Below are 26,390 nucleotides of genomic sequence, written 5' to 3'. Positions count from 1 at the left end.
GGGACCACCCCGGCTCGACATCCTGAGGTGACCGCCGCCGTCGCCCCTCGCCATGGCGGGGGCACGCTCCTTCGGTGGACATGGAGCCGAATAGGTAAGAAGCGCGCACGACATCGGGTGATGAGGTCGTGACCAACTCAATGGCCAACGAGCTTGATACGCACCGTTCCGCGTTGCTCGAGCCCCACATGGCTCGCCCGACACGAATGCTTCGCGTGCTCCGATCCGCGGCCTCAGCAGATCCGCGGGAGCTGCTCGCCGGAGAGCAGATCGAGCGTGCGCCGGGTCCCGAGCCGGGTCCTCAGGACAACGCTCCCTTTTCCCTCCCTGACGATCCGACCGATGTGCGCGGCCCCCCGGCCGAGCGGGTGGTCGCGCAGGCTCGCCAGGGCGCGCTCCGCCTGGGCCTCCGGCAGGAACGCGACGAGCCGGCCCTCGCACGCCACGTAAAGCGGGTCGAGCCCGAGCAGCTCGCACGCCCCGAGGACCGCAGGTTCCACGGGGATCTGCGCTTCTTCCACCTCGACGTGGACGCCCGCGTCGAGCGCGATCTCGTTCAATACCGTCGCGAGCCCGCCGCGGGTCGGATCCCGCAGGCAGTGGACGTCGATCCCCGCGTCGATCAGCGCCGCAGCGAGGCCTTGGACCGGCGCGCAGTCGCTCTCCACGGGCTCCTCGAACGCCAGCGCCTCACGGACAGACAGCACCGCTATCCCGTGCCGCCCCACGTCGCCGGACACGAGCACGGCATCGCCCGGCCGGACCCGGCGCGGCGCGATGGCCACGCCCTCGGACACCACGCCGATGCCGGCGGTGTTGATGAACAGGCCGTCTCCCTTGCCCCGGTCGACCACCTTGGTGTCGCCCGTCACGAGCTCGACCCCGCACGCTTCCGCAGCAGCGCCCATCGACAGCGCGATCTGCTGGAGCTCGCCGATGGGCAGACCCTCTTCCACGATGAAGCCGGCGCTCAGGTAAGCAGGCCGGGCGCCCGTCATGGCCAGGTCGTTCACCGTGCCATAGACGGACAGCTTGCCGATATCGCCTCCGGGGAAGAAGCGCGGATGCACGACGTAGGTGTCCGTGGTGAACGCGAGGGACGCGCCGCCGAGCCGCACCACGGCGCCGTCATGACGGGCCGAGAGCGGAGCGCTGTCGAAGGCGGGCAGGAAGACGTGCTCGATGAGCTCACGCATGAGCCGCCCGCCGCCGCCGTGAGCGAGCTGGACCGTCCTCTTGCGCAGCGCCGCGGGGCAGCTCATCTCGAACCGCACGGCGGGTCCGCCCTCCGGTAACGGTAATAGGCTGCGCACGCGCCTTCCGAGGAGACCATCGTGGCGCCCAGCGGGGTCTCCGGCGTGCATTGCGCACCGAAGGCGGGGCAGTCCGGCGGCTTGATCACCCCCTGGAGCACGAGGCCGCTCTTGCAGTCGGCCAACGCTCGGGGCTCCGGGTCGCCTGGCGGCGCCCTGCGCCCCGAACCCCCGAACCGCAGCTGTGCATCGTGGTCCGCGTACGGCGCCCGGAGCCCGAGCCCGCTCCGGGCGATGGGGCCGATGCCTCGCCAGGTCCGGGGCACGATCTCGAAGACCTCCCGGATCATGCGCTGCGCGGCCTCGTTGCCGGCCTCGCGCACCGAGCGGGCGTACTGGTTCTCCACGTCGGTGCGGCCCTCCTCGAGCTGCCGGACGCACATGAAAATGCCCTGGAGGATGTCCATCGGCTCGAAGCCCGTGACCACGATGGGGACGCGGTGCTCGGCGGCGAGCGGACGGTAAGCGTCGATGCCCATCACCGTGCACACGTGGCCCGCGGCGAGGAACCCGTCGACGCGCCGATCCGGCGCCCGGAGGATCACCTCCATCGCGGGCGGCACGAGCACGTGCGACACGAGGAGCGAGAAGTTCCGGATGCCGCGGCGCCGCGCCTCGAACACCGCCATGGCGTTCGCGGGCGCCGTGGTCTCGAAGCCGACCGCGAAGAAGACGACCTCACGATCCGGCAGGCGCTCGGCGAGCGCGAGCGCGTCGAGCGGCGAGTAGACGACGCGCACGTCGCCGCCCCTCGACTTCACCGCGAACAGGTCGTCGATGGAGCCGGGGACGCGCAGCATGTCGCCGAACGAGCAGAACGTGACCTCGCGCCGCGAGGCGATCTCGAGCGCGCAATCGATGAGCTCGACCGGCGTGACGCACACCGGGCAGCCAGGGCCGTGGAGGAGCGAGATCTCCGGAGGCAGGAGCTCGTCCAGGCCGAAGCGGACGATGGCATGCGTCTGACCGCCGCAGACTTCCATGATCGCCCAGGGGCGAGAGACCACCCGCCGGATCGCCTCCACGTACGGCCCGACGCGCTGCGCGTCGCGGTACTCGTCGATGAATTTCATTGCGGCTCCTCCCCCTCGCGCGCCGCGCCGAGCTCGTCTAGGTAGCAGAGCGTCCGTCGCGCCGACGCCTCGTCGATGCGGCTGATGGCGAAGCCCGCGTGCACGATCACGTAATCGCCGGCCTCCGCCTCCGGCACGTAGGCGAGGCAGATCTCCTTGACGATCCCGCCGAAAGCGACGCGGCCGAGCCGGAGATCGCCACCCGCGACGCCGAGGACCTTGCCGGGGATGCCGAGGCACATCGTCACATCTCCATCGCGTCCGATTCCGCGCCCGCGCCGCGCTGCGCGGCCACGAGGACCTGACCGAGCGACAGGCCGCCGTCGCCCGGCGGGTAGAGCCTCGGCGCGTAGACCTCCATGCCCCGCGCCGCGAGGCGCTCGCGGATCGACGCGGCGAGGAGCGCATTCTGGAAGCACCCGCCCGCGAGCACGACGCGCCCGAGGCCGCTCGTGGCAGCGAGCGCCTCGGCGACGTCCACGAGCGCCGCGTGAAAGCGGGCCGCGATGACGCCGGGCGGCACGCCGTCACGCCGATCGCCCAGCACCGCGTCGATCAGCGGTCCGAAGTCGATCACCGCCGGCACCCCCGGCGCGCCGGCGCGCAGCGGCAGCGGATAGCCCGCCTGCTCGCCGGCCGCCTCGGCCAGGCACTCCAGCTCCATGGCGGCCTGCCCCTCGAAGCTCGCCGCCCCGCGCAGGCCCGCGAGCGCCGCCACCCCGTCGAACAGGCGCCCCACGCTCGTCGCGCGCGGCGAGCCCGTCCCGCGCGCGAGCATGGAGAACAGCGGGCCCAGCTCGGCCTCGCGGAACCAGGCGCGCGCGAGGTCCCGGGCGCCCTCGCCGCGGAGCTCCCAGAGCAGGCCGAGCGCGGAGCGGCGCGGCTCCCTCATGGCGCGCTCGCCACCCGGCAGCGGGAAGGAGCGGAGGTGCGCCGCGCGGCGGAACGACGCCCCGTCCACGACCAGCGCCTCGCCGCCCCAGAGGGCGCCGTCGAGCCCGTAGCCGGCTCCATCCCACGCGAGGCCGAGGACAGGTCCGTCGAGGCCGTGCTCGGCCACGCAGGCGGCGACGTGCGCGTGGTGGTGCTGCACCCGGACGAGCGGCGCGCGGAAGGCCGCCGCGAGCTGCTCGGCGATGCGGCTGGATGCGTAGTCGGGGTGGAGATCGCAGGCGATGCGCTCCGGCCGCACCCGGAACAGGCGCGCGAGGTCGAGGGCCGTGCGCTCGATGAGCGCGGCGCCCTCCGCGGTGTGCGCGTCGCCGAGGTGCTGGCTGACGACCACCTGGCCGTCGAAGAAGAGCGCCGTCGTGCTCTTCAGGTGGCCGCCGAGGGCGAGGATCGGCGGGGCGGCGACCCGCAGCGGGAGAGGCAGCGGGGTGAAGCCGCGCGCGCGGCGGAGGAGCTCGATACCCGCCGGCCCGACGCGGGCCACGGAGTCGTCGACGGGGCGCACGATCGGCCGGTCGTGCACGAGGAACACGTCGGCGATGCCGCCCAGGCGCTCCAGCGCGTCCGATGTGTCGGTGCAGATCGGCTCGTCCGAGAGGTTGCCGCTCGTGCAGACCACGGGGCGACCGACGAGCTGGAGCACCAGCCGGTGGAGCGGCGTGTAGGGGAGCAGCGCACCCAGGCGCGGCGTGCCCGGCGCGACAGCGTCGGCGATGGCGATCCGCGCGGCGGCGGGCGAGAGGCGCCGCAGCAGCACGATCGGCGCCTCGGGACCGCGCAGCGCGTCCGCCTCCGCGGGAGACACGCGGCAGGCGCCGCGCACGGCGTCGAGCGAGCCGAACATCACCGCGAACGGCTTGGCGTCGCGGCGCTTCCGCCGGCGCAGGAGCGCGACCGCGTCCGGGGATGTCGCGTCGACCAGCAGATGGAAACCACCGAGCCCCTTCACGGCGACCACTTTCCCCGCCAGCACAGCGGCCGTGGCCTCGCGGAGCGCGCCGTCAGGCGACCCGGAGCTCCGAATGCCGGGCTCCATCGGGTCTCCGGCTGCGGCGGCGAGCTGGACGCGCGGGCCGCATGCCGGGCAGGCGATGGGCTCCGCGTGGAAGCGCCGGTCCGAGGGGTCCGCGTACTCCGCGGCGCATGCGGGGCACATCGGGAAGCGCTCCATCGTGGTCCTGGCCCGGTCGTACGGGAGGCCCGAGAGGATCGTGTAGCGGGGGCCGCACTGCGCGCAGCTCGTGAAGGGGTAGCGGCGGCGGCGGCCGGTCTCGCCGTCCACCTCGCGGGCGCACTCCTCGCAGACGGCGAGATCCGCGGGGACCGACGGGCGCGCCCCGCTCCCCGCCTCGCTGCCGAGGATCTGGAACGGACCGGCGTCCTCCTCGGCTCGCCGCTCGATCTCGATGCGCTCGACGCGCGCGGGCGCGCTGGGCTCGCGGGTCACGCTGGCGACGAAGGTGCGCAGGCTGCGCTCCGGCCCCTGCACCTCGATCTCGACCCCGCCGGGGCGGTTCCGCACCCAGCCGCGCAGGCCGAGCGCGGACGCGCGCCGGTACACGAACGGCCGGAAGCCCACCCCCTGGACGACGCCGTACACGCGGAGCGCGAGGCGCGGCACGGCTACTCCACCTCCATGGCGTCCAGGCCGAGCCCCAGACGCCCGAGGAGCGTCGCCTGGTCGCCGCCGCAGCGCGGGCAAAGCAGCACGTGATGGTCGGGCGCGTACGTGCCGGCGCAGGAGAGGCAGCGCGCCTCGACGCGGTGGAGCTGCAGATCGAGGCGCGCCCCCTCGGCCGGCGTGCCGCGCGCATGCGCCGCGAAGTGGAGCGAGAGGCTCTCCGGCGAGAGCGCCTCGGCCTCGGCCACCCAGCCGCGCACCGAGACGACCCGCGTCGCCCCCTCGGCCGCGGCGCGGTCCAGGGCGGCGGAGAGCAGCTGCCTTGCGATGGACGACTCGTGCACGGGCTCACCCTCCGAGGAACGAGAGGACGCGGGCGACAGCCCGGGGGACCGCCGCGGCCACGTCGGGCGACAGGCCGAGCTCGTCCAACGCTCGGGGCTCCGGGTCGCCTGACGGCGCCCTGCGCCCCGAACGTCGGTCCAACGCTCGGGGCTCCGGGTCGCCTGACGGCGCCCTGCGCCCCGAACCCCGCTGATGAGGCATCATGCCGATGCTCACGCCGATGATGCGGATGTCGGGGGAGAGCCGGTCCGGCGCCGTGATGCGAGCGAGGTCGATGGCCTGCCCGACGCCGAGACCGTGCGTCGAGATCGGGACAGGCGCACCGGCGGCGAGGTCCGAGGGCGAGAGATCGAGCACCTCCCCGGGCGGCGACGCGAGCACGGCGTCGACGACCACGACCGTCGAGGACGTCTGGAGGAGCGAGACGAGCGCGGTCGCGTCCCTCGCCTCGACGACCTCCGCGTCGTCCGGCAGACCCCGGCGGCGCAGCGCCTCGATCACGGCGAGCCCGGCAGCGTCGTCTCCGGCGGCGCGTTGCCCGAGGCCGATGATCCGCGTGGTCATCGCGGCGCCTCCTCGACGCGCAGGGTGAGGAAGTGCGTCGCGCAGGAGATGCAGGGGTCGTGGTTGCGCACGGCCTGCTCGGCGCGCGCGGTCGCCTCGCGGAGCGGCAGCGACGCCAAGGACGGCGACAGCGCGCAGAGGTCCTCCTCGATCGAGAGCTGGTTCTGCGACGTGGGCGGGACGATCTTGGCGTCCAGGATCGTCCCCTCGGCGTCGAGCGTGTAGCGGTGGTACAGGAAGCCGCGCGGCGCCTCGGAGCCGCCGTAGCCCGTGCCCGCGCGGACCGCGGGAGGCGCGACGAACGGCGCGGGCGGGGGCGCGTAGGCCTCGATGATCCGGATCGACTCCTCGAACGCCTGAAGGATCTCCACGAGGCGCACGAGCAGGCTCCGGAACGGGTTGCGGCACGGGACGGCGAGGCCGGCGGCGCGCGCCGCGTCCTGGACCTCGGGTAGCAGGCGATCGAAGCTCAGGTTGAAGCGCGCGAGCGGGCCGCACAGATAGCTGCCGCTGCCGTGTCCGGACGTCCGGGGCTCCGGGTCGCCTGGCGGCGCCCTGCGCTCCAGACCCCGGATCCTCGACCTCAGCGCGGTCGACCAGGAGACGTGCTCCTCGATGAAATGGGCATCGTACGAGCGCACCTCGATGTCGAGCCCGCCCGAGGAGACGAGGCGCCCCTCGGCGATCGCGTACACGTCGTCGCTGCGGAGCGCGACGAACTCGTAGGGTCGCTCGAGCTCCGGGCACGGCAGCGTCGCCATCCAGGAGAGGCACGCGCGCGTGCGCTCGCGCCCGGCGCGCAGCTCGGGGAGCAGGCGCGTGAGCTCCGCGCGGGACGGCGCGCTGTAGAAGCCGCCGACGCGGGCGTTGACGGGGTGGATCTCGCGGCCCCCGAGGAGCGCGAGGACGGCGTTCCCCGCCTTCTTGATGGCGAGGCCCTTCGCGACCCAGTCGCGGTGGTCGCGCGCCATGGCGACCGCGTCCGGGTAGCCGAGGAAGTCGGGCGCGTGCAGCAGGAAGACGTGCAGGGCGTGGCTCTCGATCCACTCGCCGCAGTAGAGCAGGCGCCTGAGCGCGCGGAGCTCCGGGCCGAGCTCGATGCCGAGCGCGTCCTCCATCGCGCGGCACGCGCTCGTGATGTACGCGACCGGGCAGATGCCGCAGATGCGGGACGTGATGTCGGGCGCCTCCGCGTAGCCCCGCCCGCGGAGGAACGCCTCGAAGAACCGCGGCGGCTCGAAGATCGAGAGGCGCGCCTCCTTCGCCCGCCCGTCCTCGATCACGAGCGTCAGCGAACCCTCGCCCTCGACGCGGGCCAGGTAGTCGATCGCGATGGTGCGCGTCTCAGCGCTCATGCCGCTCGCTCTCCGCGCGGAACGCCGGGGCGTTGGCGTTGAAGGTGCGGTGGAGCCGCACGAGGTCGCGCTCCGGCACGCCCGCCGCCCGGAATGCGCGCGAGAGCGACTCCATGTTCGGCGCCTCCATGGGCCCGAAGCAGCCGTAGCAGCCGCGCTGGTAGGTCGGGCAGAGCGCGCCGCAGCCCGCGTGCGTCACCGGGCCGAGGCAAGGCGTCCCGGTCACCATCACGCACACGTTGCCGCGGCTCTTGCACTCGACGCAGACGCTGTGGCTCGCGACATTGGGCCGGCGCCCGTGGAGAAAGGCGCTGATCACCTCCAGGAGCTGGCGCTTGTTCACCGGGCAGCCGCGCAGCTCGAAGTCGACGGGGACGTGGTCGGCGATCGCCGTGGAGGTGGCGAGGGTCTCGATGTACGCGGGCGAGGCGTACACAACCGACAAAAAATCACGTACATTCGCGAAGTTGCGCAGCGCCTGGATGCCCCCGGCCGTGGCGCAGGCGCCGATCGTGACGAGCGCCTTCGACAGCCGCCGGACCTCGCGGATCCGCTCGGCGTCGGCGGGCGTCGTGATCGACCCCTCGACGAGCGACAGGTCGAACGGCCCCGCGCGCTCGAGGCTCGTGGCCTCCTTGAAGTAGGCGATGTCGATCGCGGCGGCGAGCGACAGGAGCTCGTCCTCGAGGTCGAGGACGCTGAGCTGACAGCCGTCGCACGAGGCGAACTTCCACACGGCGAGCTTCGGCTTCGCGCGGCGCGCCATGGCGCTCACAGCTCCCGGACCGCGAGCAGCGGCCCCACGCGGTCGTAGCGGAGCACGGGGCCGTCCTTGCAGACGAAGCTCGGCCCGAGCTGGCAGCGGCCGCAGATCCCCACCGCGCACTTCATGTTCCGCTCCAGCGAGGCGTGGACGCGCTCGCCGGGGACGCCGCGGCGCTCGAGCTCGCGCGCCGTGAAGCGCATCATCACCTCCGGCCCGCAGACGAACGCGACCGCGCGGCCCGGCTCGAAGTCCGCGAGTCGCAGGAGGGCCGGCACGACCCCGACGTACCCGCGCCACCCGGGCCCTGCGCGGTCCACGGTCACGAGCACCTGCAGGTCGGCGCGGCGGCTCCAGCGATCGAGCTCCCTGCGGTAGAGCAGGTCCTCGGGCCCGCGGGCGCCGTAGAGCAGCGCGACGCGGCCATAGGCGGCCCGGTGCCGGAGGATGTGGCAGAGCGCCGGCCGCAGCGGCGCCATCCCGAGCCCGCCGGCGAGGAGCAGCACGTCCGCGCCGCGCGCCTCGTCGACGGGCCACGGATTCCCGAACGGGCCGCGCAGCCCGAGCGCCATGCCCGCGCGGAGGCGCCCGAGCGCGCGCGTGACCGAGCCCGCCTCGCGGATCGTGTGCAGGAGCCGATCGGGCCGCGCGGGATCCCCGCTGATCGAGATCGCGACCTCGCCGACCCCGAAGGCGTAGAGCATGTTGAACTGGCCGGGCGCGAAGGCGATACCGCCCGGGCGGCCCGGCAGGTCGATCGTCGCCGTGAAAGTCGCCGCTGTCTCGCGGTGGACGCGCCGCACGCGCGCCGGCTCCGGCGCCCAGGGGTTTGGCATCGCGGCGTCCGGCGCGAAGGGCAGCGGGATGTTCCGCGGCACGAAGGTCATGGCTCGGCCCTGTAGACGTCGAGCCGCTGCAGCCGCACGCGCTCCAGCCGCGCGTAGAGCTGCCGCAGGAGGCGCAGGGACACGGCGTATCCGAGCGCGGGATCGGCGTCCGAGCACGCCCGCAGGTGCGCCGCGTCGAGCCCGATCGAGCGGACCGGCGTGACCGCCCGCGCGTCGAGCACCCATCGCCGCGGCGGGAAGAGCCAGTGCAGGCCCAGGATGTCCCCGCCCTCAAGGCTCTCGACCTGCACAGGGGCGCGGCCGGGGCGGTGGATCTCGAGCGTCACGCGCCCCTGCGCGAGCAGGTAGAGCGTGTCCGCCTCGCCTCCCTCCCGGAGGAGGAACGCCCCCTCCGGGAAGCTCCGCGCAAACGCGCCCTCGGCCAGGCACGCGAGGTGCGCGGCCGGGAGCCCGTCCAGGAACGGGTGGGCTCCGAGAATGGGAAGGAGCTCCTCCGCCTTCATCGGCTCCTACCCCTTCCCGGCGGCGACGGCGCCGTCTCCGGCCCGGATGGCGGCCGCTTCTTCGGTGATGTCGATCCCGACGGGGCACCACGTGATGCACCGGCCGCAGCCGACGCAGCCGGACGTGCCGAACTGATCGATCCACGTGGCCAGCTTGTGCGTGAGCCATTGCCTGTAGCGGGCCCGGAGCGAGGCGCGGACGCTGCCGCCGTGCAGGTACGAGTGGTCGAGGGAGAAGCACGAGTCCCAGCGCCGGAAGCGCTCCGCCGTCTCGTCGGAGGGACCCGTGTCGACGGCGTCCTGACCCGCGTCAACGGGGAGGTCTGTCGCGTCCTCGATCGTGCTGCAGAAGCACGTCGGGCACGCGAGCGTGCAGTTCGTGCATCCCAGGCAGCGCTCGGCCACGTCATCCCAGCGGGGGTGCTCGAGGTTTCGATAGAAGAGCTCCTTGATGCCGTCTGTATCGAGCTTCCTGCCCATCTGGGTCGCCGTGCGGCGCGAGACCTCGAAGGCTGCGCGGGCGTCGTCCTCGCCCGCTCTGGAAGCGCCAGCGCGAGCGAGCAAGGAAGCGCCAGCGTCGCTGCCCACCTCGACGAAGAAGCGGTGGCCCTCGTCGAGGAGCTCTGTCAGCGCGAGGTCGAAGCCACGCTCTGCGCGCGGCCCCGTACGCATCGACACACAGAAGCACGTGCCGCCGGCCTGTCCGCACTGCACCGCGATCACGAAGAGGCCTCTGCGGCGCGCCGCGTAGTCGGGATCCGGATGCGGGCCGTCGACGAAGACGCGGTCCTGCACGTCGATCGCGGCAAGATCACACGCCCGCGCGCCGAGGACGGCGAGGCGCGGAGGGGCCTCGGCCTCGTCGGTCCGCGAGATGGATCCGCCGCGCCGCCTGAGCTGCACCAGGCGAAGCCGGGGGACGAACAGGAGGTGTTTGAGCGACCGCGGCCCGACCGCGTAGCCGAACAGCGCCTCGTCCGCGCGCCTGGCGAGCCGGTAGCGGCCGGCCTCCTGCTGCTCGGTCCAGCCGGCGGGGAGCTCCTCCTCGCCCTGGATCTCGTCGTACACGATGGCCCCGCCGCGGAGCGTGGGACCGATGAGGCGGTACCCCTCCTCCCGCAGGCCCCGGAGGAGCGCCGCGATCCCCGGCCGGCCGAGCACCGCGCGATCGCCAGGGCGGAAGCAGCTCGGCTCACAGCTCATGTCGGCCCCCACCCTGTGGCGAGCGCGGCGGTGCCTCGCACCGGTACGAACGACCGCCGTCCCACGCTTCAATCACATCCACCCCGCACCGCCGGCGCGAGCGATCCGCGACCGCCCACAGCCCAGGCGCGACAGCTCTCGATGTGCACTGGATGGACGGTCCTCTGGCTGCTCGCGCATCCTCCGAGCCGTTTGAGCACGACGTGTGCCGGCGCGGATCGGGAGCCCGTGAGCCAGCCGGGGATGGCGGCGCTGGGTCCGGTTGTTGCTCCGATGCCGCGCGAACCGCCGGCGCAGTAGCGCCGAGCGGAGGCATCCAGATCTCGATGAGGAGACACGGTGGCCGAACACGTCCTCTGGTTCGATTCGTTGTCTCGCGCGGATGTCGCGTCCGCCGGCGGAAAAGGCAGCAACCTCGGAGAGCTCACGCGCGCAGGCCTGCCCGTGCCTCCGGGCTTCGTCATCACCGCGGACGCGTACCTCGCGGCGATGGGCGCCGCGGGCGTGCGAAAGCAGCTCGTCGGGCTCTTCACCGAGGCCGATCCGAGCGACCCGGCCGGGCTGCGCGCGACCTGCGCCGCGCTGCGGCGCCTCGTCCGGGCCGCGCCGCTCCCGGCGGAGATCCAGGCGGAGATCGTCGATGCCTACCGGAGGCTGGGGCTCGACTCCATCGTGGCCGTCCGGTCGTCCGCCACCTCGGAGGACTCGGCCTCGACCTCGTTCGCCGGCATGCACGAGACGTACACCGACGTGACCGGCGAGCAGGCGCTGCTGGATCGCGTGCGCGACTGCTGGGCCTCCGCCTTCGGCGAGCGCGTGGTCAGCTACCGGAAATCCCAGCGCCTGACGGAGGAGCCCGCCCTGGCGGTCGTCGTGCAGCGCATGGTGAGCTCCGAGCGCTCCGGCGTCATCTTCACCGCGGATCCCGCGACGAAGGATACGTCACGCCTCGTCATCGAGGCGGCGTTCGGGCTCGGCGAGGTCGTGGTCGGCGGGCAGGTCGAGCCGGACACGTACACGGTCGCGAAGCGCGGGCCGCGGCTCCTGGAGGCGCGCGTCGGCCACAAGGCGTTCAAGCTGGTGCGCGCGCCGGACGGCGGAGAGCAGCGCGTGGATCTGCCGGAGGACGAGGGCGCGCGGCGCGTGCTCAAGGACGACGAGGTGCTCGAGCTCGCGCGCCTCGCGCTGCAGGTCGAAGCGCATTACGACGCCCCCCAGGACATCGAGTGGGCCGTCGAAGGGGGGACGACGTACCTGGTGCAAACCCGCCCGATCACCACGCTGGGCGCGCCGCACCCCGCCCCCGGAGAGCTCCTCGTCTCGGGGCTCGGCGCGTCCCCGGGCACCGCCTCCGGGACGGTGCGCGTGCTCCGCTCGCCGGAGGAGGGGCAACGGCTGAAGGCCGGCGAGGTCCTCGTGGCGCCCATGACGTCGCCCGACTGGGTGCCCGCCATCCGGCGCGCGGCGGCCCTCGTCACGGACAGCGGCGGGATGACCTGCCACGCCGCGATCGTCAGCCGCGAGCTCCGCATCCCCTGTGTCGTGGGCACGCGCGCCGCCACGCGGATCCTGCGGGACGGCGAGACGGTCACCGTCGACGGCGCGCACGGCAAGGTCCTCGAAGGGGCCCGGGTCGCCGCGGAGGCGCCCGGGGCCGCTCCGGACGGGGCGCCCGCGGATGCGGGAGCCGGGCCCGCCGCGAAGGCCGAGGCGCGGGTCGAACGCGCGCCGGCCGCCGCCGGCTCGCCCGCGGCTTCGCCGGCGGTGCTCGGCACGCGGCTCTACGTGAACCTGGCGATCGCCGAGCGCGCCGAGGAGGTGGCCGCGTTGCCCGTCGACGGCGTGGGGCTGCTCCGGGCCGAGTTCATGCTGCTCGACGCGCTCGGCGGCGCGCACCCGAAGGCCCTGATCGCGTCCGGCGGCCGCGACGAGTTCCTCCAGAAGATGTCGGCCTCGCTGCTCCGCATCACCCGCGCCTTCCAGCCCCGGCCGGTCATCTACCGGACGTACGATTTCCGCACGAACGAGTTCCGCGGGCTCAAAGGGGGTGAGCAATTCGAGCCCGCCGAGGAGAACCCGATGATCGGATACCGCGGCTGCTACCGGTATGTCCGCGAGCCGGAGCTGTTCGCGCTCGAGCTGGAGGTGCTCGCCCGCGTCCGCGAGGAGACGCCGAACCTGCATGTGATGATCCCGTTCGTCCGCACGCGCTGGGAGCTCGCGGCCTGCCTGGAGCTCATGGACAGGAGCCCGCTCGGCCGCCAGCGCGGGCTGCACCGGTGGGTGATGGCCGAGGTGCCCTCCGTCGCGTTCTGGATCCCGGAGTACGCGCGCATGGGCATCGACGGCGTCTCGATCGGCTCGAACGATCTGACCCAGCTCATGCTCGGGGTGGACCGCGACTCCGCGGTGTGCGCCGAGCTGTTCGACGAGTCCGACGCGGCGGTGCTCGACGCCATCGGGCGGATCATCCAGGCGTGCAGGGCGGCAGGGATCACCTCGTCGCTCTGCGGCCAGGCGCCGTCGAACCGCCCCGAGTTCGCCGAGCACCTCGTGCGGCTCGGCATCACGTCCATCTCGGTGAACCCGGACGCCGAGCCGGCGGCGCGCCAGGTCATCGCGGCGGCCGAGCGGCGGCTCTTGCTCGACGCGGCGCGGCGGGCGTGACGGCGGCGACGAGACCACCGTGCCCGAGCTGGATGCCCCGCTCGGCCATCGCCTGGTAGCGGGCTCACACGTCGTGCCGGTATTCGTACGGAAGCGCCTTCATCTGCCCGAAATGGGTCATCTCCTCGACGGCGCGGAGGGTATCCTTGAGGATCGCCGTCTGCATCTCCACGTTGCGGGGCTCGCCGGCGTTCGAACCGATGGGGACACGGGGCGCGGTGATGCGGGGCGCGCCCTGCTGCCTGGCGATCGGAGGCAGTGCCGCGATGATGATCGTGGACATGCCCGCGGTCTCCACGGCGCGCTGCACCACGACCGCCGAGCGGTGGCACGTACCGCAGCCGCCCGTGAACACCGCGATGTCCACGCCCTCGTCCTTCAGGATCTTTGCGATGGACGGCCCGCTCCCGCCGCGGAATCTGTCCACGTCGCCGCCGCCCCCCATGAACCCGATCAGCGTCGGTGCGACCTTGCCGACGAAGCCCTCGGCCTCGAGCTCGCGCAGGCGGTCAATTGGGAACATCGCGTTGATGTCCCTGTTGACGTCGCTGTTGTCGAAGCCGCCGTGGCTGACCATCAGCTCGGACGACGGCGTCGTCGACGGGATTTCGCGAAACGTCTGATCGCCGGACAGGACGAACGGCCTCTGGGATTTCAGGTGGACGCCGCCCGCCGTGCAGAGGGCCACGACGCACTCAGCCAGCGGCTTCGCGAGGGGGGTCCAGACCGCAGGCGGCGTGATCGGAACAGCTATCTCGCTCTTCAGCCCTGTCGCCGTCGTCAGCTTCATGGAGCTTCTCCTCACGTCAGTCACGTCGGAGCACCCTCACGTGACTCAGATAAACCCGCTATGCTGGCTCCTGCGCGTACTCCGTGCCGCTCCCTCACTTGACGAGCCTCTGGTTTGCGTCGATGACCGACTGGGTCCACCTGCGGTTGGCAGGCGCGATCGGGATACCCGCCATCTTCGTCTTGAGCATGAGAAGGGCGCGCCGCGCGTCCTCGAGGCACAAGGTGCTCTCGCCGAGGATCTCGCTCTCACGGCCCTCCGGGTTCTTGTTGAGCTCGATCATCGCGTCCATGTATCGGTTGCCGACGACGAGCTGGCCCTGACAGGCAGAGAACGACACGCCGACCACGCTGACCCCGCGCGCGCCGATTTGCTCGATGCTGTCGGCGAAGTCGATATGGTTGTTGCCGAAGCCCTCGGTCGTGACGATCGCGCCGTCCACGTCGAGCGCCTCCACGAGCGCCCCGAGCCGCGCCGAGACGAACGCCTTTTCATCATTGACTTGCGGACTGCCGATGAAGACGACCCCCACGAGGCCGATCTCCTCGTCCTCCGCCATCAGGCGCAGCTGCGGCTCACGGAAATAGTGGCGCGTGCCCTCCTTGGTCGCGGGGCCGACGCAGGTCAGCGCGTGGATGCCGCCGTCGCGCACCTCGTTGGGGGAGAGCACGACCGGCACGTTGCCAAGGTCGACATTCCGGCGACCGCCCTCGACGCCCGCGGGCTCGGCGGGCAGCAGCACTTTCTCATGCATCGCGCCCTGGCCCATGATCTCCTTGACGAGCACGACGCGCGGCCTGCCGGGCCTCTTCATGTCGCTATAGGTCTTCACCCCCATGCAGCCGCTCGTGGGGGCTCTCTTGAGCGCTTCGCGGACCTCTTGCATGATGGCATCACACGCCTTGTGCGCCGCATAGGGGCCGCGGCGCTCCATGCCGGTGCCGGCCTGGATGACGACGTTGACGCGCACCATGAGGTCGCCGGAGTCCGGGCAGCCCGGGCGGCCGAAGCTGATCTTCTCATCCAGATATCCCTCGCAGGAGCCGAACTCGTGCAGCTGAATGCCAGCTTCGTCCACGCCCGTGAGGATGAACACCACGCCATCCATCACGTGAGTCACGCCCTCGCCGAGCCTGCCCTCCGCCTTCGTGGCGACCGGGATCACATCCATGATGGTATTGGAGAAGACGTGCCGCCTGTCGGGGGTGATGACATCCATCTCCACCTTTTTGACGAGGGGATCGGCCTTCAGCGACTCTCTGCACAGCGACTCGCGGACCGTCAGCCGCCCGTCCTCGAAGGAGGTCGCGCCCCTGATCTCTACCCGGCTGACGTCGTAGTTCCTGTGCGTGAGCGTGCGCACAACCCGTCCCGGCGGCGCGGCAGGCTCGAGGGGCGCGGCGCAGCACGCTCGTGTCGTCGTCATGGTCATGCAAGAGCCGGGCGCGGGGAGACGGATGACCTCGGACGCGCGCCCGCCTCCGACACCCGCTCCTCACATCTCCCGCAGGCTGGCTGTGGAGTGAATTCGGCACCCTTCGATGCGTAGACAAGCTGCGGGAAGTCGGCCGGGGAAGCGAACAGGCAAGCCGCCAAGGGCGCCAAGAAAACCCCCGCTATCTCCCCAGCACGAAGCCGAACCGGAACGGATCGTCCGGGTCGACGAGCAGCTGCTGGAGCCCGGTGATGTACGCCTGTCCGGTGAAGACCGGCTCGACAACGCAAGTCTCGCCTATCTGCCATTGTCGCGTGAGCCTCCCGAGAAACCTCGTTCCCAGGATGCTCTCATTGGTGAACTCCACGCCCAGCGGGAGGTCCCCTCGCGCGTGGAGCATGGCCATGATGGCCGAGGTGCCGGTACCGCAGGGCGACCGATCCAGCTGTCCCTCTCCGAAGATGACCGCGTTCTTCGCGCCATGGCCTTCCGGCGCCGGCGCCTCGTAGATCTCGACCATCTCGACCGTGGTGATGTGCGGCGCCGTCGGGTGGCGCACCCGCATCGATTCATTGACCGCCTTCCTCAGCGCCACGCCCAGCTGGACCAGCCTCGCCGCGTTCTCGGGGCGGATCGAGACCCCGAGGTCCTCCGCTCTCGCCAGGGCGAAGAAGTTGCCGCCGAACGCCACGGCGATCTTGACTTCCCTGCCGTCCGGGAGCTGAACCTCGACGCCATCGGCGTAAAGGAAGGAGGGGACATTGACCACGGTCACATCGGCCACCTGATGCCCTTCGACCCGCGCATGCGCTTCGACGGTCCCTGCGGGTGTATCGAAGACGAGGGAGCCCTCCGGCGCGTGAGGCACGATCGCGCCGGTCTCGAGGAGCGCGGTCGCGATGCAGACGATCCCGTGGCCGCACATATCGGGGTAGCTCCTGCCCTCGATGAAGATCACACCGTGGTGGGCGCCGGCCGTCACGGGGGGCGTGAGCACGGCGCCCAGCATGTCACGGTGCCCCCTGGGCTCCTGTACCGCGAGCGTACGGATGTGATCCAGGTGCGCTCGCATGTACTCCTTCCTGTCGGCCATCGTGGCTCCCGGCAGGGGCGGCACACCGCTCATGAGGATGCGATTCGGCTCGCCGCCGCTATGGGTATCGATGGCAGAGAGAACATGGGACAGCCTTGCCATGGTTCCTCCTGGGTGCGCCTGCTCGCGCCGGCGCATCGAGGACGCGCAGCGCGGCACGACCTGCTGCTCCGTAGCCGCCGAGAGCGCAACTATGGGATGCGTGGCGGCGAGCGTCACGTCAGGGCTGTCGCCTGGGGCGCCTCAGGCGTCCGGGCGCCGGGCAGGCGTGGTTGAGAGCGGTGATGGCCGCCCCCGGCCGTGTCTGACGGGCACCTTGACGCGCGCAGCATGCGCGCAATAGCCGGACGGGAACGTGCGTCTCGAGAGCAAGCCTTCGCCCGGTCGCCTGCTGCACCTGTTTGCCGCGTGCGTCGCGGTCGTCGTGCTCGTCGCGGGAGCGTGCGGCCCGATCCGTGGCGAACGCAGCGCTGGCGACGAACGCGGCGCCGCCATCGTCATCGGCTCGGCGGTCCCGCTCACGGGCTCCAGCGCCAAGATGGGGCAGGACATGAGACAGGCCATCGAGATGGCCGTCGACGAGATCAACGGCCGCGGCGGCGTGCTGGATCGCAGGCTGGAGGTCAGGTTCGAGGACGACGCCTGCGACGCAGAGGCCGCGGTGGCCGCCGCCCACAACGGAAAGGCCGGCGTCGTCGCCTTCGATGCGGTGACGCCCGGCGAGCGGGACTTCTCCGCCGTGCTGACGCACCTCAAGGCCAGGCGCCCGGACGCCATCTACTGGACTGGATACTACGCCGAGGGGGGCCTCATCATCAGGCAGGCCCGTGGTCAGGGCATCGACGCCTCGATCATGGTCGGCGACGGCTCGCGCGACGCCGCCCTCATCACCACCGCCGGCCTCGCCAGCGCAGAGGGTGTGTTCGTCACGAGCCCCCCGAGCGCGGCCGAGCTCCCGGGCGCCGCGGGCTGGGCGCGGCGCTACGCGGCGGCTCACGGCGAGCCAGGCCCTTACAGCGCGCAGGCGTACGACGCCGCGCAGATCGTCGCAGCGGCCATCCAGGCGGCGGGCTCCACCGACCGCGCCGCGGTCGCCGCGGCCATTCGCGCCATTCACCACGATGGTGTGACCGGCGCGGTCTCCTTCGACGCCTCCGGAAGGCGCCAGAACGCGGCCTTCGTGGTCCTCGAGATCAGGAGGGGCAGATTCGCGCTCGTCCAGGGGCCAGCCGCCCCGCGCGCCGATGCCGCGCCCTCTCCGCCGCCGCGCGCGGCGGCGGAGCCCGGGCCCCCCGCTCGCTCCACGAGCCGCCTCTCGAACGCCCTCGAGCAGCTCTTGAACGCGCTGGTCATCGGTTCGTTCTACGCCCTGGTCGCCCTGGGATACAGCATGGTTTACGGGATCATGCGCATGATCAACTTCGCTCACGGCGACCTCTACGCGCTCGGCGCCTTCGTCGGCTACAGCGCCCTCGCGCTCGCGAGCGGGTCCTTCCTCGGCGCGGGCGCGCTCGGGATCGGCCTCGCCTTGCTCGCCGCCATGGCCGTCACGGGCGGCGTGGGCGCGCTGATGGAGCGGGTCGCCTATCGCCCGCTGCGCCGTTCTCCCAAGCTCGTCCTCCTCATCACGGCCGTCGGCATGTCGCTCCTCCTGGAGAATGCCATCATGCTCTTCGAGCCCTGGGGGCCCAGCTTCCGTGTATATCCCGTCACCCTGACGCGAGCCGGGACGTCGCTGCTGGGCGTCCACGTGGGATATGCCCACATCGCCATCCTGGCGACCGCGCTCGCGCTGATGTGGGCCTTGCGCCGGATCATCGGGCGGTCCACCGTCGGCCTGGCCATGCGCGCCACGGCGTTCGACGCCGAGACAGCCCAGCTGATGGGCATCGACGTCGACAGGATGATCTCCCTCGCGTTCCTCCTGGGAGCCGTCATGGCGGCGGCAGGGGGCGTGATGGCAGGCCTGTATTATGGCCAGATCAACTTCCTGATGGGCTTCATCGTCGGGATCAAGGCGTTCACCGCCTCGGTCCTGGGTGGCATCGGGAACCTCTCGGGCGCCGTGGTGGGCGGGATGATGCTCGGGCTCCTGGAGGTCATCGGGACGCGGAGCGTGGGCGGCCAGTGGAAGGATGTCTTCGCGTTCGCCGCCCTCATCGCGATCCTGCTCGTCAAGCCCACCGGGCTGCTCGGCGAGCGCGTCGGCAAGAGGATGTGAGGGGGGGGCGCCTCGCTGCGCTCGGCTCCGGCGGAAGGCGGCTCGTCCGGCGGTGGGGGACCGCAGCGCTGCTGTTGCTCGCGGTCGCCTTGCCGCTCGGGGTGCAGGATCCTTATCTCATGGACATCGCGGTCATGGCCCTCATTTACATGACGGTGGCCGTGGGCCTGAACGTCGTCGTCGGTTATGCCGGCCTCCTCGATCTCGGGCACGCCGCATACTTCGCCGTCGGCGCGTACACGGCGGCGCTCCTCACCCAGCGCGCCGGGCTCTCCTTCACGCTGGCCTTGCCCGCCAGCGGCGCCGTCGCCATGGCGCTGGGCTCCCTCATCGGCCTCCTCGTGCTCCGGCTCCGCCGCGATTATCTGGCCATCGTGACGCTGGGCTTCGGCGAGATCACCCGGATCACCGCCACCAACCTGGACGCGACCGGCGGCCCCAGCGGCATCTTCGGCCTCGCGCCTCCGTCGCTCCTCGGGCTCCGGCTGGAGCGACCCGTGCACTACTACTACACGACGCTGGCATTGCTGGTCATCGCCGCGTGCGGCGCGGCCCGCCTGCGCGAATCCCGCATCGGACGCGCATGGGCCTTTTTGCGGGAAGACGAGGAGGCCGCGGAGGCCATGGGCATCCGCACGCTGAGCTACCGGCTCCTCGCCTACCAGATCGGCACCTTCTGCGCCGGCGTCGCCGGCGCGGTCTTCGCGATGAAGATGACCGCCGTCGCCCCGGCGAGCTTCAGCTTCATGCGCTCCGTCCTCTTTCTCCTGGCCGTGATCGTGGGCGGCGCCGGCAGCGTGCCCGGCGCCATCCTGGGCGGCGCGCTGGTCACGATCCTCCCCGAGCTCCTCCGGCCGGTCGCCGGGTTCCGCTATCTGATCTTCGGCGCAGCGCTCGTGCTGCTCATGCTCTTTCGCCCGACCGGGCTGTGGCCGGCTCCGAGGAGAGCAGAGGAGTAGCGCCGTGGCGCTGCTGGAGGTCGAGGACATGAGCCTTCGTTTCGGCGGCCACACCGCGATCCGGTCCCTGAGCTTCTCCGTGGAGGCGGGAGAGACGCTGGGGCTCATCGGCCCGAACGGCGCCGGCAAGACGTGCGTGTTCAACTGCATCAGCGGCTTTTATCGCCCCTTCGCCGGCTCGATCGTGTTCGGCGGGAGATCGCTGTTGCGCCTGCGCCCCGACGAGCGGGCGGCCCTGGGGCTGGCCCGCACCTTCCAGAACCTGCGCCTGTTCCCCCGGCTCTCTGCGGAGGAGAACGTCCTGTCCGGCACGCACTGCCGCACCAGGGCCAGGCTCGTCTCCTCCGTGCTGCGCCTGCCCTCGCAGGTGCGCGAGGAGCGGGAGGCCCGAGCGCAGGCCCGGTACTGGCTGGGGTTCGTCGGCCTCGCCGGCGAGGCCAGGCGGGCGGCCGGCAACCTGCCCTACGGCGCACAGCGCCGCCTGGAGATCGCCCGCGCCATGGCGGTCCGCCCCACGCTGCTGCTCCTCGACGAGCCGGCCGCGGGGCTGAGCACGCCGGAGAAGATCGCGCTCATGGATCTCATCCACAGGATCCGCGACGCCGGCGTCACCCTCCTCCTCATCGATCACGACATGACCCTGATCATGTCGATCACCTCCAGGCTGATCGTGCTGGATCACGGGGAGAAGCTCGCCGAGGGGGCGCCGGCCGAGGTCCGGCACGACGCGAGGGTGATCGATGCCTACCTCGGGAGGGAGTCGGATGAGGACATCGAACAAGCTCCTTGAGCTGAAGGGCGTCCATGCCTTCCATGGCACGGTCGAGGCGCTCAAGGGCGTCGACCTCCACGTCGACGAGGGGGAGATCGTGACCCTCCTCGGCAACAACGGCGCGGGCAAGAGCACGGTCCTCGGGGCCATCTCGGGCATCGTGAAGCCCAGGCAGGGCGAGATCTGGTTTCGGGGCAAGGACATCACCGGGCGTCGCCCCGAAGAGATCGTCCGCATGGGCGTCGTGCAAGCGCCCGAGGGCCGGCGCGTCTTCGAGCCGCTCACCGTCGAGGAGAACCTCCTCGTGGGGGCGTTCTCGGTCCGAGCGCAGCGGGAGCGCGTGAAGGAGGACATGCGCCGGATCTACGAGAGGTTCCCCCAGCTCCTCGGGCTGCGGAGCCACCTGGCAGGCACGCTCTCCGGAGGCGAGCAGCAGATGCTCGCCCTCGGGCGCGCGCTGATGGGCCGCCCCGTGCTCCTCATGCTCGACGAGTCGTCCATGGGGCTCTCGCCGAACCTGCGGCGCTTCATCTTCCGGACGATCCGAGAGATCAACGAGGCGGGCACGACCGTGCTCATGGTCGAGCAGCACGCCCGCGCGGCGCTCCGCGTGGCGAGCCGCGCGTACGTCCTGGAGGCGGGCCGCATCACCCTGCAGGGCTCCGCTGGCGAGCTGAGCACGGACCTGGCCGTGAGCTCCGCCTACCTCGGTGGTCGAGGATAGCCCATCACATGCCTCCGCCGCAGCGTCGCTCCACGCGGATTCGAGCGCATCGGCCGGGGCGCATTCACCGCTTCGCGGGCGCCGGAGACCAACGATCCGCCTTCTCCGCGGCGCGCAGGGCCTCGCGCTGCGGGTCGGTCAGCTGCGGGAACGAATAGGTGAGCCAGCACAGCGCGGCGATGGCGGTGCCGTGCCTGTTTTGCACCTCGCGCGAGGCGATCGCCGGCTCGGCGTACTCGAGGTCGACCTGCGCTGCGCCATAGCGGCGCAACGCGATCCCCTCCAGCTCGCGACGGAGCGTGCTTGCGGCCGTGGCGGCGTCGTCGTGCCCCTCGTACTCGGCGGCGAACCCGCCGAGACAGGCGCCGGTCCGCCGATCGCGGACGCGGACGCGGCCCAGCCCCGCCGTGACGGTCTCGCCGGCCCTCCCGTTCACGGAGGCCATGATCACCTCCATCACCGCACCGTGGCGGAAGTGGGGCTTTGCGACCTCGATGGGGATCTCGTACGCCTCCGGCGGGATCACCGAGCTGCAGAGGACGATGTTGAAGTTCTCGATCCCGCCCATCGCCAGGGCCAGATCGAACGACCCTGTATGCCATGGATCGAGCCCACCGCCGAAGTCGGTGTCTCCGTATCCCGAAGTGACGAAATAGGCCAGCGGCACGCGGGTGAGGTAATCCGGTTCTCGCAGCATCGTCCTCGCCTCCGGGACGTCCAGGTTCCGCGCGGCACGTCTCGGCGTTCGCGCGCGAGATCCGTGGTGCTCGCGCGCATGGCCGGGCCCGCGCCCCGGCAGCATGAGATGCCGGCGCTGCCCCCCGGGTCTCCGGCGCCCGCGAGGACCACGGCGACGGACTCGCGCTGTCCTCGCTGCCCGGCGCGTCGATCGGAGCGCTGGCTGGAGCGTGCGGGAGCGGTCAGGATGGCGCGGGTCCCCTCACCGCACGAGCGCCTCATGACCACACCGGAATCCGGCTTTGGCGCCGAGCTCGAGCCCTTCGCCGGGATAACGTCGTTCATGCGTCTTCCGGTCACACGCGACCTGACCGGCGTGGACGTGGCCGTCGTCGGCGTACCGTACGACGGCGGCACGTCCTACCGCAGCGGCGCTCGCCTCGGGCCGCGACGGATCCGCGAGGCGTCCGTGATGCTGTGGGGGTACAACAACGCCCTCGCGGTCAAGCCGCTCGACGTGCTCAAGGTGGTGGACTACGGCGACGTGAACGTTATTCCGCCGTCCATCACCGAGTCGATGGCCAACATCGAGGCCAGAGCCGACGCCGTGCTGGCGGCGGGCGCGACGGTGCTGGCGCTCGGCGGCGATCACTCGATCAGCCTGCCGCTGATGCGCGCTCACGCCAGGAAGTTCGGCCCGCTCGGGGTCGTGCACTTCGACGCCCACCCGGACACCTGGCACCGCGAGTTCGACGAGCAGCCCTACAGCCACGGCACCTCGTTCCGCCGCGCCATCGAGGAGAAGATCATCGATCCTTCGCGCTACGTCCAGATGGGGCTGCGCGGTCCGACGCCCGAGGCGATGGACTGGCAGTGGGCGCGCGAGCGCGGCGTGCGCGCGATCACGATGGATGACGTCGTGGAGCTCGGCCTGCCCGCCGTCGTCCGGACGATGCGAGAGGCCCTCCGCGGCCCGATCTACGTCTCGCTCGACATCGACGCCGCCGACCCGGCGTTCGCGCCCGGCACCGGCACGCCGGAGGTGGGCGGCTTCACCAGCCGAGAGATGCTGCAGCTCGTGCGAGGGCTGCGCGGGGTCGAGCTCGTGGGGTGCGATGTCGTGGAGGTGTCCCCACCGTACGATCATGGTGATATCACCTCGATCCTGGCTGCCAACCTGGCGTTCGAGCTGCTGTCGCTGATGGCCGTCCGGCGGCGCGGCGGTCTTGAAGGCAACGGCGAGCCCAGAGGATTCTCCATGCGAGCCGGCTGACATTGCGTGCCTAGCCGGAGGCGATCGCGAACGACGCGATCGGCGTCGGAGAGGTCGAGACGTCCTGAGCTCCGCATCGGCGCGAGCCCACCGGGCGCTCGACCTCGCGCAGATCGAGCGCCTTGTGCGTCTCCCCATCAAGCCGCGGGGTCAAGCACGCGCTCGAAGATGGCAAACGTCCTGTGCGGCTCAGGAATGGAGGCGAAGACCGGTCGCCCCTGGAACCGATAGTCCTTGTAGACGACGCGCGCGATTTCGCAAAAACCAGCCTTGATGGCGCAACGCTGGGAGAAGTGGCCGGTGCATTCGGCGACGCAACGCTGGAAACCGTTGTGCCGCGCCACGTCGACGCTCGCCTGGAAGAGGGCGCTGGCGATTCCATGGCGGGCGAATCGGCTGCCGGGCTCGACGCCCATCATCCACAGGTCCATCGCTTCGCCGCGCTTCAGTCCGGAGCGGAGAGCCTCGTACTGTGAGTCGATGCTCACCAGCGCGTCTATGGATGGGGCGAACCTGGGCAGCTCGTCGGGGAATCCCGGCGGGAATGGCTTCTTGAAATCACGGCTGATAAGGGCGCCAGCGAGCGAGCCCGGCTCCTGTTCAGGCACGGCGATGACGGACAGGCCGTTGGTCATGCACTCGTGGTTGAAGTAGGACACGAAGCGAGCCCAGTCCTCGACGGTGGCTCCAAGCGCGCGGCCCATGGGCTCGTGGAGAAAGCTGGCGCTCAGGAGGCGAGTGACGGCCTCGCCATGCTCTTCGTTCGCGATGCGATAACTCATGCCGTTTTCTCGGCGCACTTCCTCGGTGTACCTCATGGTGGTATCCCTGGTTCAGCTGCGGCAGCCGCCCGTGGAGCTGCGCCGGGCCGCTCGCTCCTGCTTGGCATGAAACTTCAGCGAAGTCGCCGGCGCAGGCGCGCGAGCCGGCGCTTGCACAGCCGGCGAGCCGATCCCAGATCCGGGAGCGCAACGAGCTCCGATTCGGTCGACGTTCATATGGCCCCAACCTGCGTATGCCGCCATGTCATGGCAAGGCCAGGACATGACGGTCGATCACTGGCTATTTCATCCATCGTGGCAGGGCGCGCCTGTGGGTGGAAGCCGGAGCTTTACCGGCCGAGCAGACGCGCGCGGTATGTCAGTCCCGGAAGCCGCGTCCGTTGTGCGGTATGTAGAGACGCCTGCCGCGCGGGGCGGCGGCGCTGCCGTCGCTCGGCGGCGGGGGCACGGCGGTCTCTTGCTCCGGGAACGCGCCTGGCTGCGCCAGATCCTCGATGAACGCGTCGATCCGCTCGGCGGTCACGTGCTCCATCGCGTAGATATGGTTGTAAGTCCGTTTCTCGCCCTCCACGTAGATTGTCTCGACCGCCAGCGTGTACTTGAATTCCAGCTCGGCGTTCACGGCCTTGAAGCGGATTGCCAGCGATAGAGGGGCACGCGCGACCCACAGATCCTGCCCGAGCCGAGCCTCGAGCTCGAGCAGCCTCCGGTGCGCGTACGCGGCGATGGACTTGGTGTAGAGCGCCTTGTCCACCTGATCCTCGTACGAGCGGCGCGCCAGGTGGTGCCAGAGGACGACGGCCGACAGCCCGCTCCTCGACCCGGCGAACGTCGTATCCGGCGAGCCGATGTACTCCGGGACGCTGGGAGGGCGCAGCAGGTACTTCGTCCTCGTCATGTAGACGCCGCAGGGCCAGGGCGCGCCGATCCACTTGTGTCCGCTCATCACGATCGAGTGCACGAATGGAAGACGAAAATCGAAATTGGGCCCTCGTCGAGCGATCTTGCCCGCGTCGTGGGCCATCTCGAGGAAGGGCATGTAAGCGGCGCCGAGCGCGCCGTCGACGTGGAACCAGTAGCCCGTACGGACGTCGTACTTCTCCGGCCTCCTGGGATCGCAGTGGACCTTGCGCTCGTCGAGCCCGTACCTGCGCAAGATCGGGAGAAGGACGTTGCCCGCCTCCTCCACATCGTCGTAGGCGCCCTTGAAGGTCGTCCCGTAATTGAAGCACACGAGGATCGGGTGGCCCTTCGACGCGAAGAACTCCACGAGCGTGGCGAGCGCGGCGATGTCGATGACGCCGGGGCCGCCGGGGCCGCCGACGGAGGGCACCTCTCGCGGCCAGGGTCGCCCGGGCGCGAGCGGGTTGTCGTTCGGGTAGCGCGTGGCGCCGATCTCGTAGAATGTCCGGATGTCGAGGGCCTGCACCGCCTTGACGATGGAGTAGTGCGTGTCCTCCGAGTAGAACGCGAGAGGAGCGTAGGCGTTCGGGCTCTCGGCCGGCGCCTGCGCCTGCGCATAAACGAGGCGCTGCGGCGCCGCGCGGCGCTCGCCGCTCACCTCGGCGCGCGAGACGTCTCGCTCCGCTTCCGGCTCCTCGAGCAGGCACCGCCCTGCCAGGTAGTCCCTGCCGCTCCACAGGCTGTAGAGGTTGCCCTCCGTCGACCCCATGGTCAGCACAAAGCCCCAGTAGGACTCGCCGTCGAGGCGATCGTGCGGCCAGCGCGCTCGCCACAGCGCGGCGTAGTAGTCGAGCACGGCGCGCTCCATCCACTTGACGTTCGTCGTGACCCTGCTGCCGCGGAACGGATCGCCGATGTTGTTCAGGTGATAGTCGAGGTACCGGCCCAGATCTTCCGCGTAGCTGAGGCGCAGGTTGCACTGGTAACCGAGGAAAGTCGCTCGTTGACGAGATTGATGTTCGTGGAGCTGCCGGTGCGCCTCGGCGCGCTGCTCGGGCGACAGGCCCTGCGGGGTGAGACGGAAGGTCTCACAGTCGATTCCTCGCATCTCGGGGTACACGGCGCACGGGTCCGTGACGGGAGGCGCGGGGGGCGGAGCGTACGCGGGCTCGACCGCCGAGACGAGGGCCGGTTCATCCCCGAGGCCGGCCTCCGCGCCAGATCGCGCTCTCCTCTTTTCATGTTCTGCGCTCATGTTCGCTCCACCCTGCGTTCCGCAGCTCTGTCGACCTGTCGGCGACGCATCACCGCGTATACGGTTGAGCCCGCCAGCGATGCCGTCAAGCGATCGGGTGCGCGAGAATCTTCGCGACGCTCCGGCGCAGCGCATGGGCTCACCCGGCGACCACGATGCTCCTCCCCGCCGAGCCTCCCTGGCTCGACGGCGGTCTGAGCCTTCGCGCGTGGTCCCGCCTGGCGAACGGCTTGCGCTCGCCCGCAGCCGATGCAGGCGCGCGCTCGGGCGCGGCGGCGCCCGACGCCGTCGGCGTGGCG

The 26,390-nt window shown here is 71.2% G+C and carries 22 protein-coding genes and 1 pseudogene; 6 read left to right on the top strand and 17 right to left on the bottom strand.

Annotated elements, in window-relative coordinates; translation table 11 throughout:
- Positions 1-233 precede the first annotated feature (233 nt).
- The 11 genes from hypE to ACSRUE_RS34560 are packed head-to-tail and all read right to left on the bottom strand — an operon-like array spanning position 234 to position 10,539.
- Positions 234-1,262 carry a hydrogenase expression/formation protein HypE gene (gene hypE / locus ACSRUE_RS34610; RefSeq protein WP_441287324.1) on the bottom strand — a complete coding sequence of 343 codons (1,029 nt, stop codon included), beginning with the start codon at positions 1,260-1,262 and terminating at the stop codon, positions 234-236.
- Entirely contained in the window at positions 1,259-2,386 is a 1,128-nt protein-coding gene (gene hypD / locus ACSRUE_RS34605) for a hydrogenase formation protein HypD (protein ID WP_441287323.1), read from the bottom strand. Before hypD ends, hypE begins: the two co-directional genes overlap by 4 nt.
- Positions 2,383-2,628, bottom strand: coding sequence for a HypC/HybG/HupF family hydrogenase formation chaperone (locus ACSRUE_RS34600; protein WP_441287322.1), 246 nt, complete (start codon positions 2,626-2,628; stop codon positions 2,383-2,385). Before ACSRUE_RS34600 ends, hypD begins: the two co-directional genes overlap by 4 nt.
- A 2-nt stretch (positions 2,629-2,630) precedes the next feature.
- Positions 2,631-4,958 (bottom strand): carbamoyltransferase HypF, encoded by a 2,328-nt coding sequence (gene hypF, locus ACSRUE_RS34595; RefSeq protein ID WP_441287321.1) that lies wholly within the window; start codon positions 4,956-4,958, stop codon positions 2,631-2,633.
- Positions 4,959-4,960: 2 nt separating this feature from the next.
- The gene (locus tag ACSRUE_RS34590) at positions 4,961-5,302 is read right to left on the bottom strand and encodes a hydrogenase maturation nickel metallochaperone HypA/HybF (RefSeq protein WP_441287320.1); all 342 of its coding nucleotides are present in this window, start codon (positions 5,300-5,302) and stop codon (positions 4,961-4,963) included.
- 4 nt (positions 5,303-5,306) lie between these two features.
- Positions 5,307-5,867, bottom strand: a complete 561-nt coding sequence (locus ACSRUE_RS34585; RefSeq protein WP_441287319.1) for a hydrogenase maturation protease — start codon at positions 5,865-5,867, stop codon at positions 5,307-5,309.
- Positions 5,864-7,222: a Ni/Fe hydrogenase subunit alpha gene (locus ACSRUE_RS34580; protein WP_441287318.1), complete on the bottom strand. Its 1,359-nt coding sequence runs from the start codon at positions 7,220-7,222 to the stop codon at positions 5,864-5,866. Before ACSRUE_RS34580 ends, ACSRUE_RS34585 begins: the two co-directional genes overlap by 4 nt.
- The gene (locus ACSRUE_RS34575) at positions 7,212-7,988 is read right to left on the bottom strand and encodes an oxidoreductase (protein WP_437944171.1); all 777 of its coding nucleotides are present in this window, start codon (positions 7,986-7,988) and stop codon (positions 7,212-7,214) included. Before ACSRUE_RS34575 ends, ACSRUE_RS34580 begins: the two co-directional genes overlap by 11 nt.
- Before the next feature lie 5 nt (positions 7,989-7,993).
- Positions 7,994-8,872, bottom strand: coding sequence for an FAD/NAD(P)-binding protein (locus ACSRUE_RS34570; protein WP_441287317.1), 879 nt, complete (start codon positions 8,870-8,872; stop codon positions 7,994-7,996).
- Positions 8,869-9,336: a cyclic nucleotide-binding domain-containing protein gene (locus ACSRUE_RS34565; protein ID WP_441287316.1), complete on the bottom strand. Its 468-nt coding sequence runs from the start codon at positions 9,334-9,336 to the stop codon at positions 8,869-8,871. Before ACSRUE_RS34565 ends, ACSRUE_RS34570 begins: the two co-directional genes overlap by 4 nt.
- A 6-nt stretch (positions 9,337-9,342) precedes the next feature.
- Positions 9,343-10,539: a 4Fe-4S dicluster domain-containing protein gene (locus ACSRUE_RS34560; RefSeq protein WP_441287315.1), complete on the bottom strand. Its 1,197-nt coding sequence runs from the start codon at positions 10,537-10,539 to the stop codon at positions 9,343-9,345.
- Positions 10,540-10,878: 339 nt separating this feature from the next.
- On the opposite strand from ACSRUE_RS34560, the gene ppsA reads away from it, so the two are divergent.
- Complete coding sequence (gene ppsA, locus ACSRUE_RS34555; protein ID WP_441287314.1) at positions 10,879-13,206, top strand: phosphoenolpyruvate synthase; 2,328 nt, start codon at positions 10,879-10,881, stop codon at positions 13,204-13,206.
- A 64-nt stretch (positions 13,207-13,270) separates the two neighbouring features.
- Here the strand turns inward: ppsA and prdB are convergent, their stop codons facing one another.
- The 3 genes and pseudogenes from prdB to ACSRUE_RS34540 form a co-directional block, all read right to left on the bottom strand.
- A complete protein-coding gene (gene prdB, locus ACSRUE_RS34550) occupies positions 13,271-13,996 on the bottom strand; it encodes a D-proline reductase (dithiol) protein PrdB (protein WP_441287313.1) in 726 nt (241 codons plus the stop codon).
- Positions 13,997-14,090: 94 nt separating this feature from the next.
- Positions 14,091-15,362 (bottom strand): annotated as a pseudogene (gene prdA, locus ACSRUE_RS34545) (D-proline reductase (dithiol) proprotein PrdA); the annotation flags it as partial.
- Between the two features lie 250 nt (positions 15,363-15,612).
- A complete protein-coding gene (locus tag ACSRUE_RS34540; protein ID WP_441287312.1) occupies positions 15,613-16,743 on the bottom strand; it encodes a proline racemase family protein in 1,131 nt (376 codons plus the stop codon).
- Positions 16,744-16,879: 136 nt separating this feature from the next.
- Here ACSRUE_RS34540 and ACSRUE_RS34535 point away from each other — a divergent pair, with 136 nt between their 5' ends.
- Genes ACSRUE_RS34535 through ACSRUE_RS34520 form a run of 4 tightly spaced genes read left to right on the top strand, consistent with a single transcriptional unit; the run spans position 16,880 to position 21,200 of the window.
- Positions 16,880-18,745: an ABC transporter substrate-binding protein gene (locus tag ACSRUE_RS34535; RefSeq protein WP_437768462.1), complete on the top strand. Its 1,866-nt coding sequence runs from the start codon at positions 16,880-16,882 to the stop codon at positions 18,743-18,745.
- Positions 18,742-19,704, top strand: coding sequence for a branched-chain amino acid ABC transporter permease (locus tag ACSRUE_RS34530; RefSeq protein ID WP_441287311.1), 963 nt, complete (start codon positions 18,742-18,744; stop codon positions 19,702-19,704). Before ACSRUE_RS34535 ends, ACSRUE_RS34530 begins: the two co-directional genes overlap by 4 nt.
- A gap of 4 nt (positions 19,705-19,708) precedes the next feature.
- Positions 19,709-20,494 (top strand): ABC transporter ATP-binding protein, encoded by a 786-nt coding sequence (locus ACSRUE_RS34525; RefSeq protein WP_441287310.1) that lies wholly within the window; start codon positions 19,709-19,711, stop codon positions 20,492-20,494.
- Positions 20,469-21,200: an ABC transporter ATP-binding protein gene (locus tag ACSRUE_RS34520; RefSeq protein ID WP_441287309.1), complete on the top strand. Its 732-nt coding sequence runs from the start codon at positions 20,469-20,471 to the stop codon at positions 21,198-21,200. Before ACSRUE_RS34525 ends, ACSRUE_RS34520 begins: the two co-directional genes overlap by 26 nt.
- Positions 21,201-21,264: 64 nt before the next feature.
- Here the strand turns inward: ACSRUE_RS34520 and ACSRUE_RS34515 are convergent, their stop codons facing one another.
- Entirely contained in the window at positions 21,265-21,897 is a 633-nt protein-coding gene (locus tag ACSRUE_RS34515) for a pyruvoyl-dependent arginine decarboxylase (RefSeq protein ID WP_441287308.1), read from the bottom strand.
- A 261-nt stretch (positions 21,898-22,158) separates the two neighbouring features.
- Here ACSRUE_RS34515 and speB point away from each other — a divergent pair, with 261 nt between their 5' ends.
- Positions 22,159-23,151, top strand: a complete 993-nt coding sequence (gene speB / locus ACSRUE_RS34510; RefSeq protein ID WP_441287307.1) for an agmatinase — start codon at positions 22,159-22,161, stop codon at positions 23,149-23,151.
- A gap of 137 nt (positions 23,152-23,288) precedes the next feature.
- Here speB and ACSRUE_RS34505 read toward each other — a convergent pair whose 3' ends face one another.
- A complete protein-coding gene (locus ACSRUE_RS34505) occupies positions 23,289-23,969 on the bottom strand; it encodes a hypothetical protein (protein ID WP_441287306.1) in 681 nt (226 codons plus the stop codon).
- 322 nt (positions 23,970-24,291) lie between these two features.
- Positions 24,292-26,091: a pyridoxal-dependent decarboxylase gene (locus tag ACSRUE_RS34500; protein WP_441287305.1), complete on the bottom strand. Its 1,800-nt coding sequence runs from the start codon at positions 26,089-26,091 to the stop codon at positions 24,292-24,294.
- Positions 26,092-26,390: the final 299 nt, after the last annotated feature.

The organism is Sorangium sp. KYC3313 (genome assembly GCF_052075895.1).
Taxonomy (GTDB): Bacteria; Myxococcota_A; Polyangia; order Polyangiales; family Polyangiaceae; genus Sorangium; species Sorangium cellulosum_B.
The sequence above is the reverse complement of the archived record's forward strand: the minus strand, read 5'-3'. Positions and strand labels throughout refer to the sequence as shown.

Coding starts and splice junctions, on each gene's coding strand:
- ACSRUE_RS34580 (WP_441287318.1), bottom strand. CDS start 7,222: ATGAGCGCTGAGACGCGCACCATCGCGATCGACTACCTGGCCCGCGTC.
- ACSRUE_RS34560 (WP_441287315.1), bottom strand. CDS start 10,539: ATGAGCTGTGAGCCGAGCTGCTTCCGCCCTGGCGATCGCGCGGTGCTC.
- ACSRUE_RS34600 (WP_441287322.1), bottom strand. CDS start 2,628: ATGTGCCTCGGCATCCCCGGCAAGGTCCTCGGCGTCGCGGGTGGCGAT.
- ACSRUE_RS34520 (WP_441287309.1), top strand. CDS start 20,469: ATGAGGACATCGAACAAGCTCCTTGAGCTGAAGGGCGTCCATGCCTTC.
- ACSRUE_RS34515 (WP_441287308.1), bottom strand. CDS start 21,897: ATGCTGCGAGAACCGGATTACCTCACCCGCGTGCCGCTGGCCTATTTC.
- hypD (WP_441287323.1), bottom strand. CDS start 2,386: ATGAAATTCATCGACGAGTACCGCGACGCGCAGCGCGTCGGGCCGTAC.
- prdB (WP_441287313.1), bottom strand. CDS start 13,996: ATGAAGCTGACGACGGCGACAGGGCTGAAGAGCGAGATAGCTGTTCCG.
- ACSRUE_RS34570 (WP_441287317.1), bottom strand. CDS start 8,872: ATGACCTTCGTGCCGCGGAACATCCCGCTGCCCTTCGCGCCGGACGCC.
- ACSRUE_RS34575 (WP_437944171.1), bottom strand. CDS start 7,988: ATGGCGCGCCGCGCGAAGCCGAAGCTCGCCGTGTGGAAGTTCGCCTCG.
- speB (WP_441287307.1), top strand. CDS start 22,159: ATGACCACACCGGAATCCGGCTTTGGCGCCGAGCTCGAGCCCTTCGCC.
- hypE (WP_441287324.1), bottom strand. CDS start 1,262: ATGAGCTGCCCCGCGGCGCTGCGCAAGAGGACGGTCCAGCTCGCTCAC.
- ACSRUE_RS34500 (WP_441287305.1), bottom strand. CDS start 26,091: ATGAGCGCAGAACATGAAAAGAGGAGAGCGCGATCTGGCGCGGAGGCC.
- ACSRUE_RS34505 (WP_441287306.1), bottom strand. CDS start 23,969: ATGAGGTACACCGAGGAAGTGCGCCGAGAAAACGGCATGAGTTATCGC.
- ACSRUE_RS34585 (WP_441287319.1), bottom strand. CDS start 5,867: ATGACCACGCGGATCATCGGCCTCGGGCAACGCGCCGCCGGAGACGAC.
- ACSRUE_RS34565 (WP_441287316.1), bottom strand. CDS start 9,336: ATGAAGGCGGAGGAGCTCCTTCCCATTCTCGGAGCCCACCCGTTCCTG.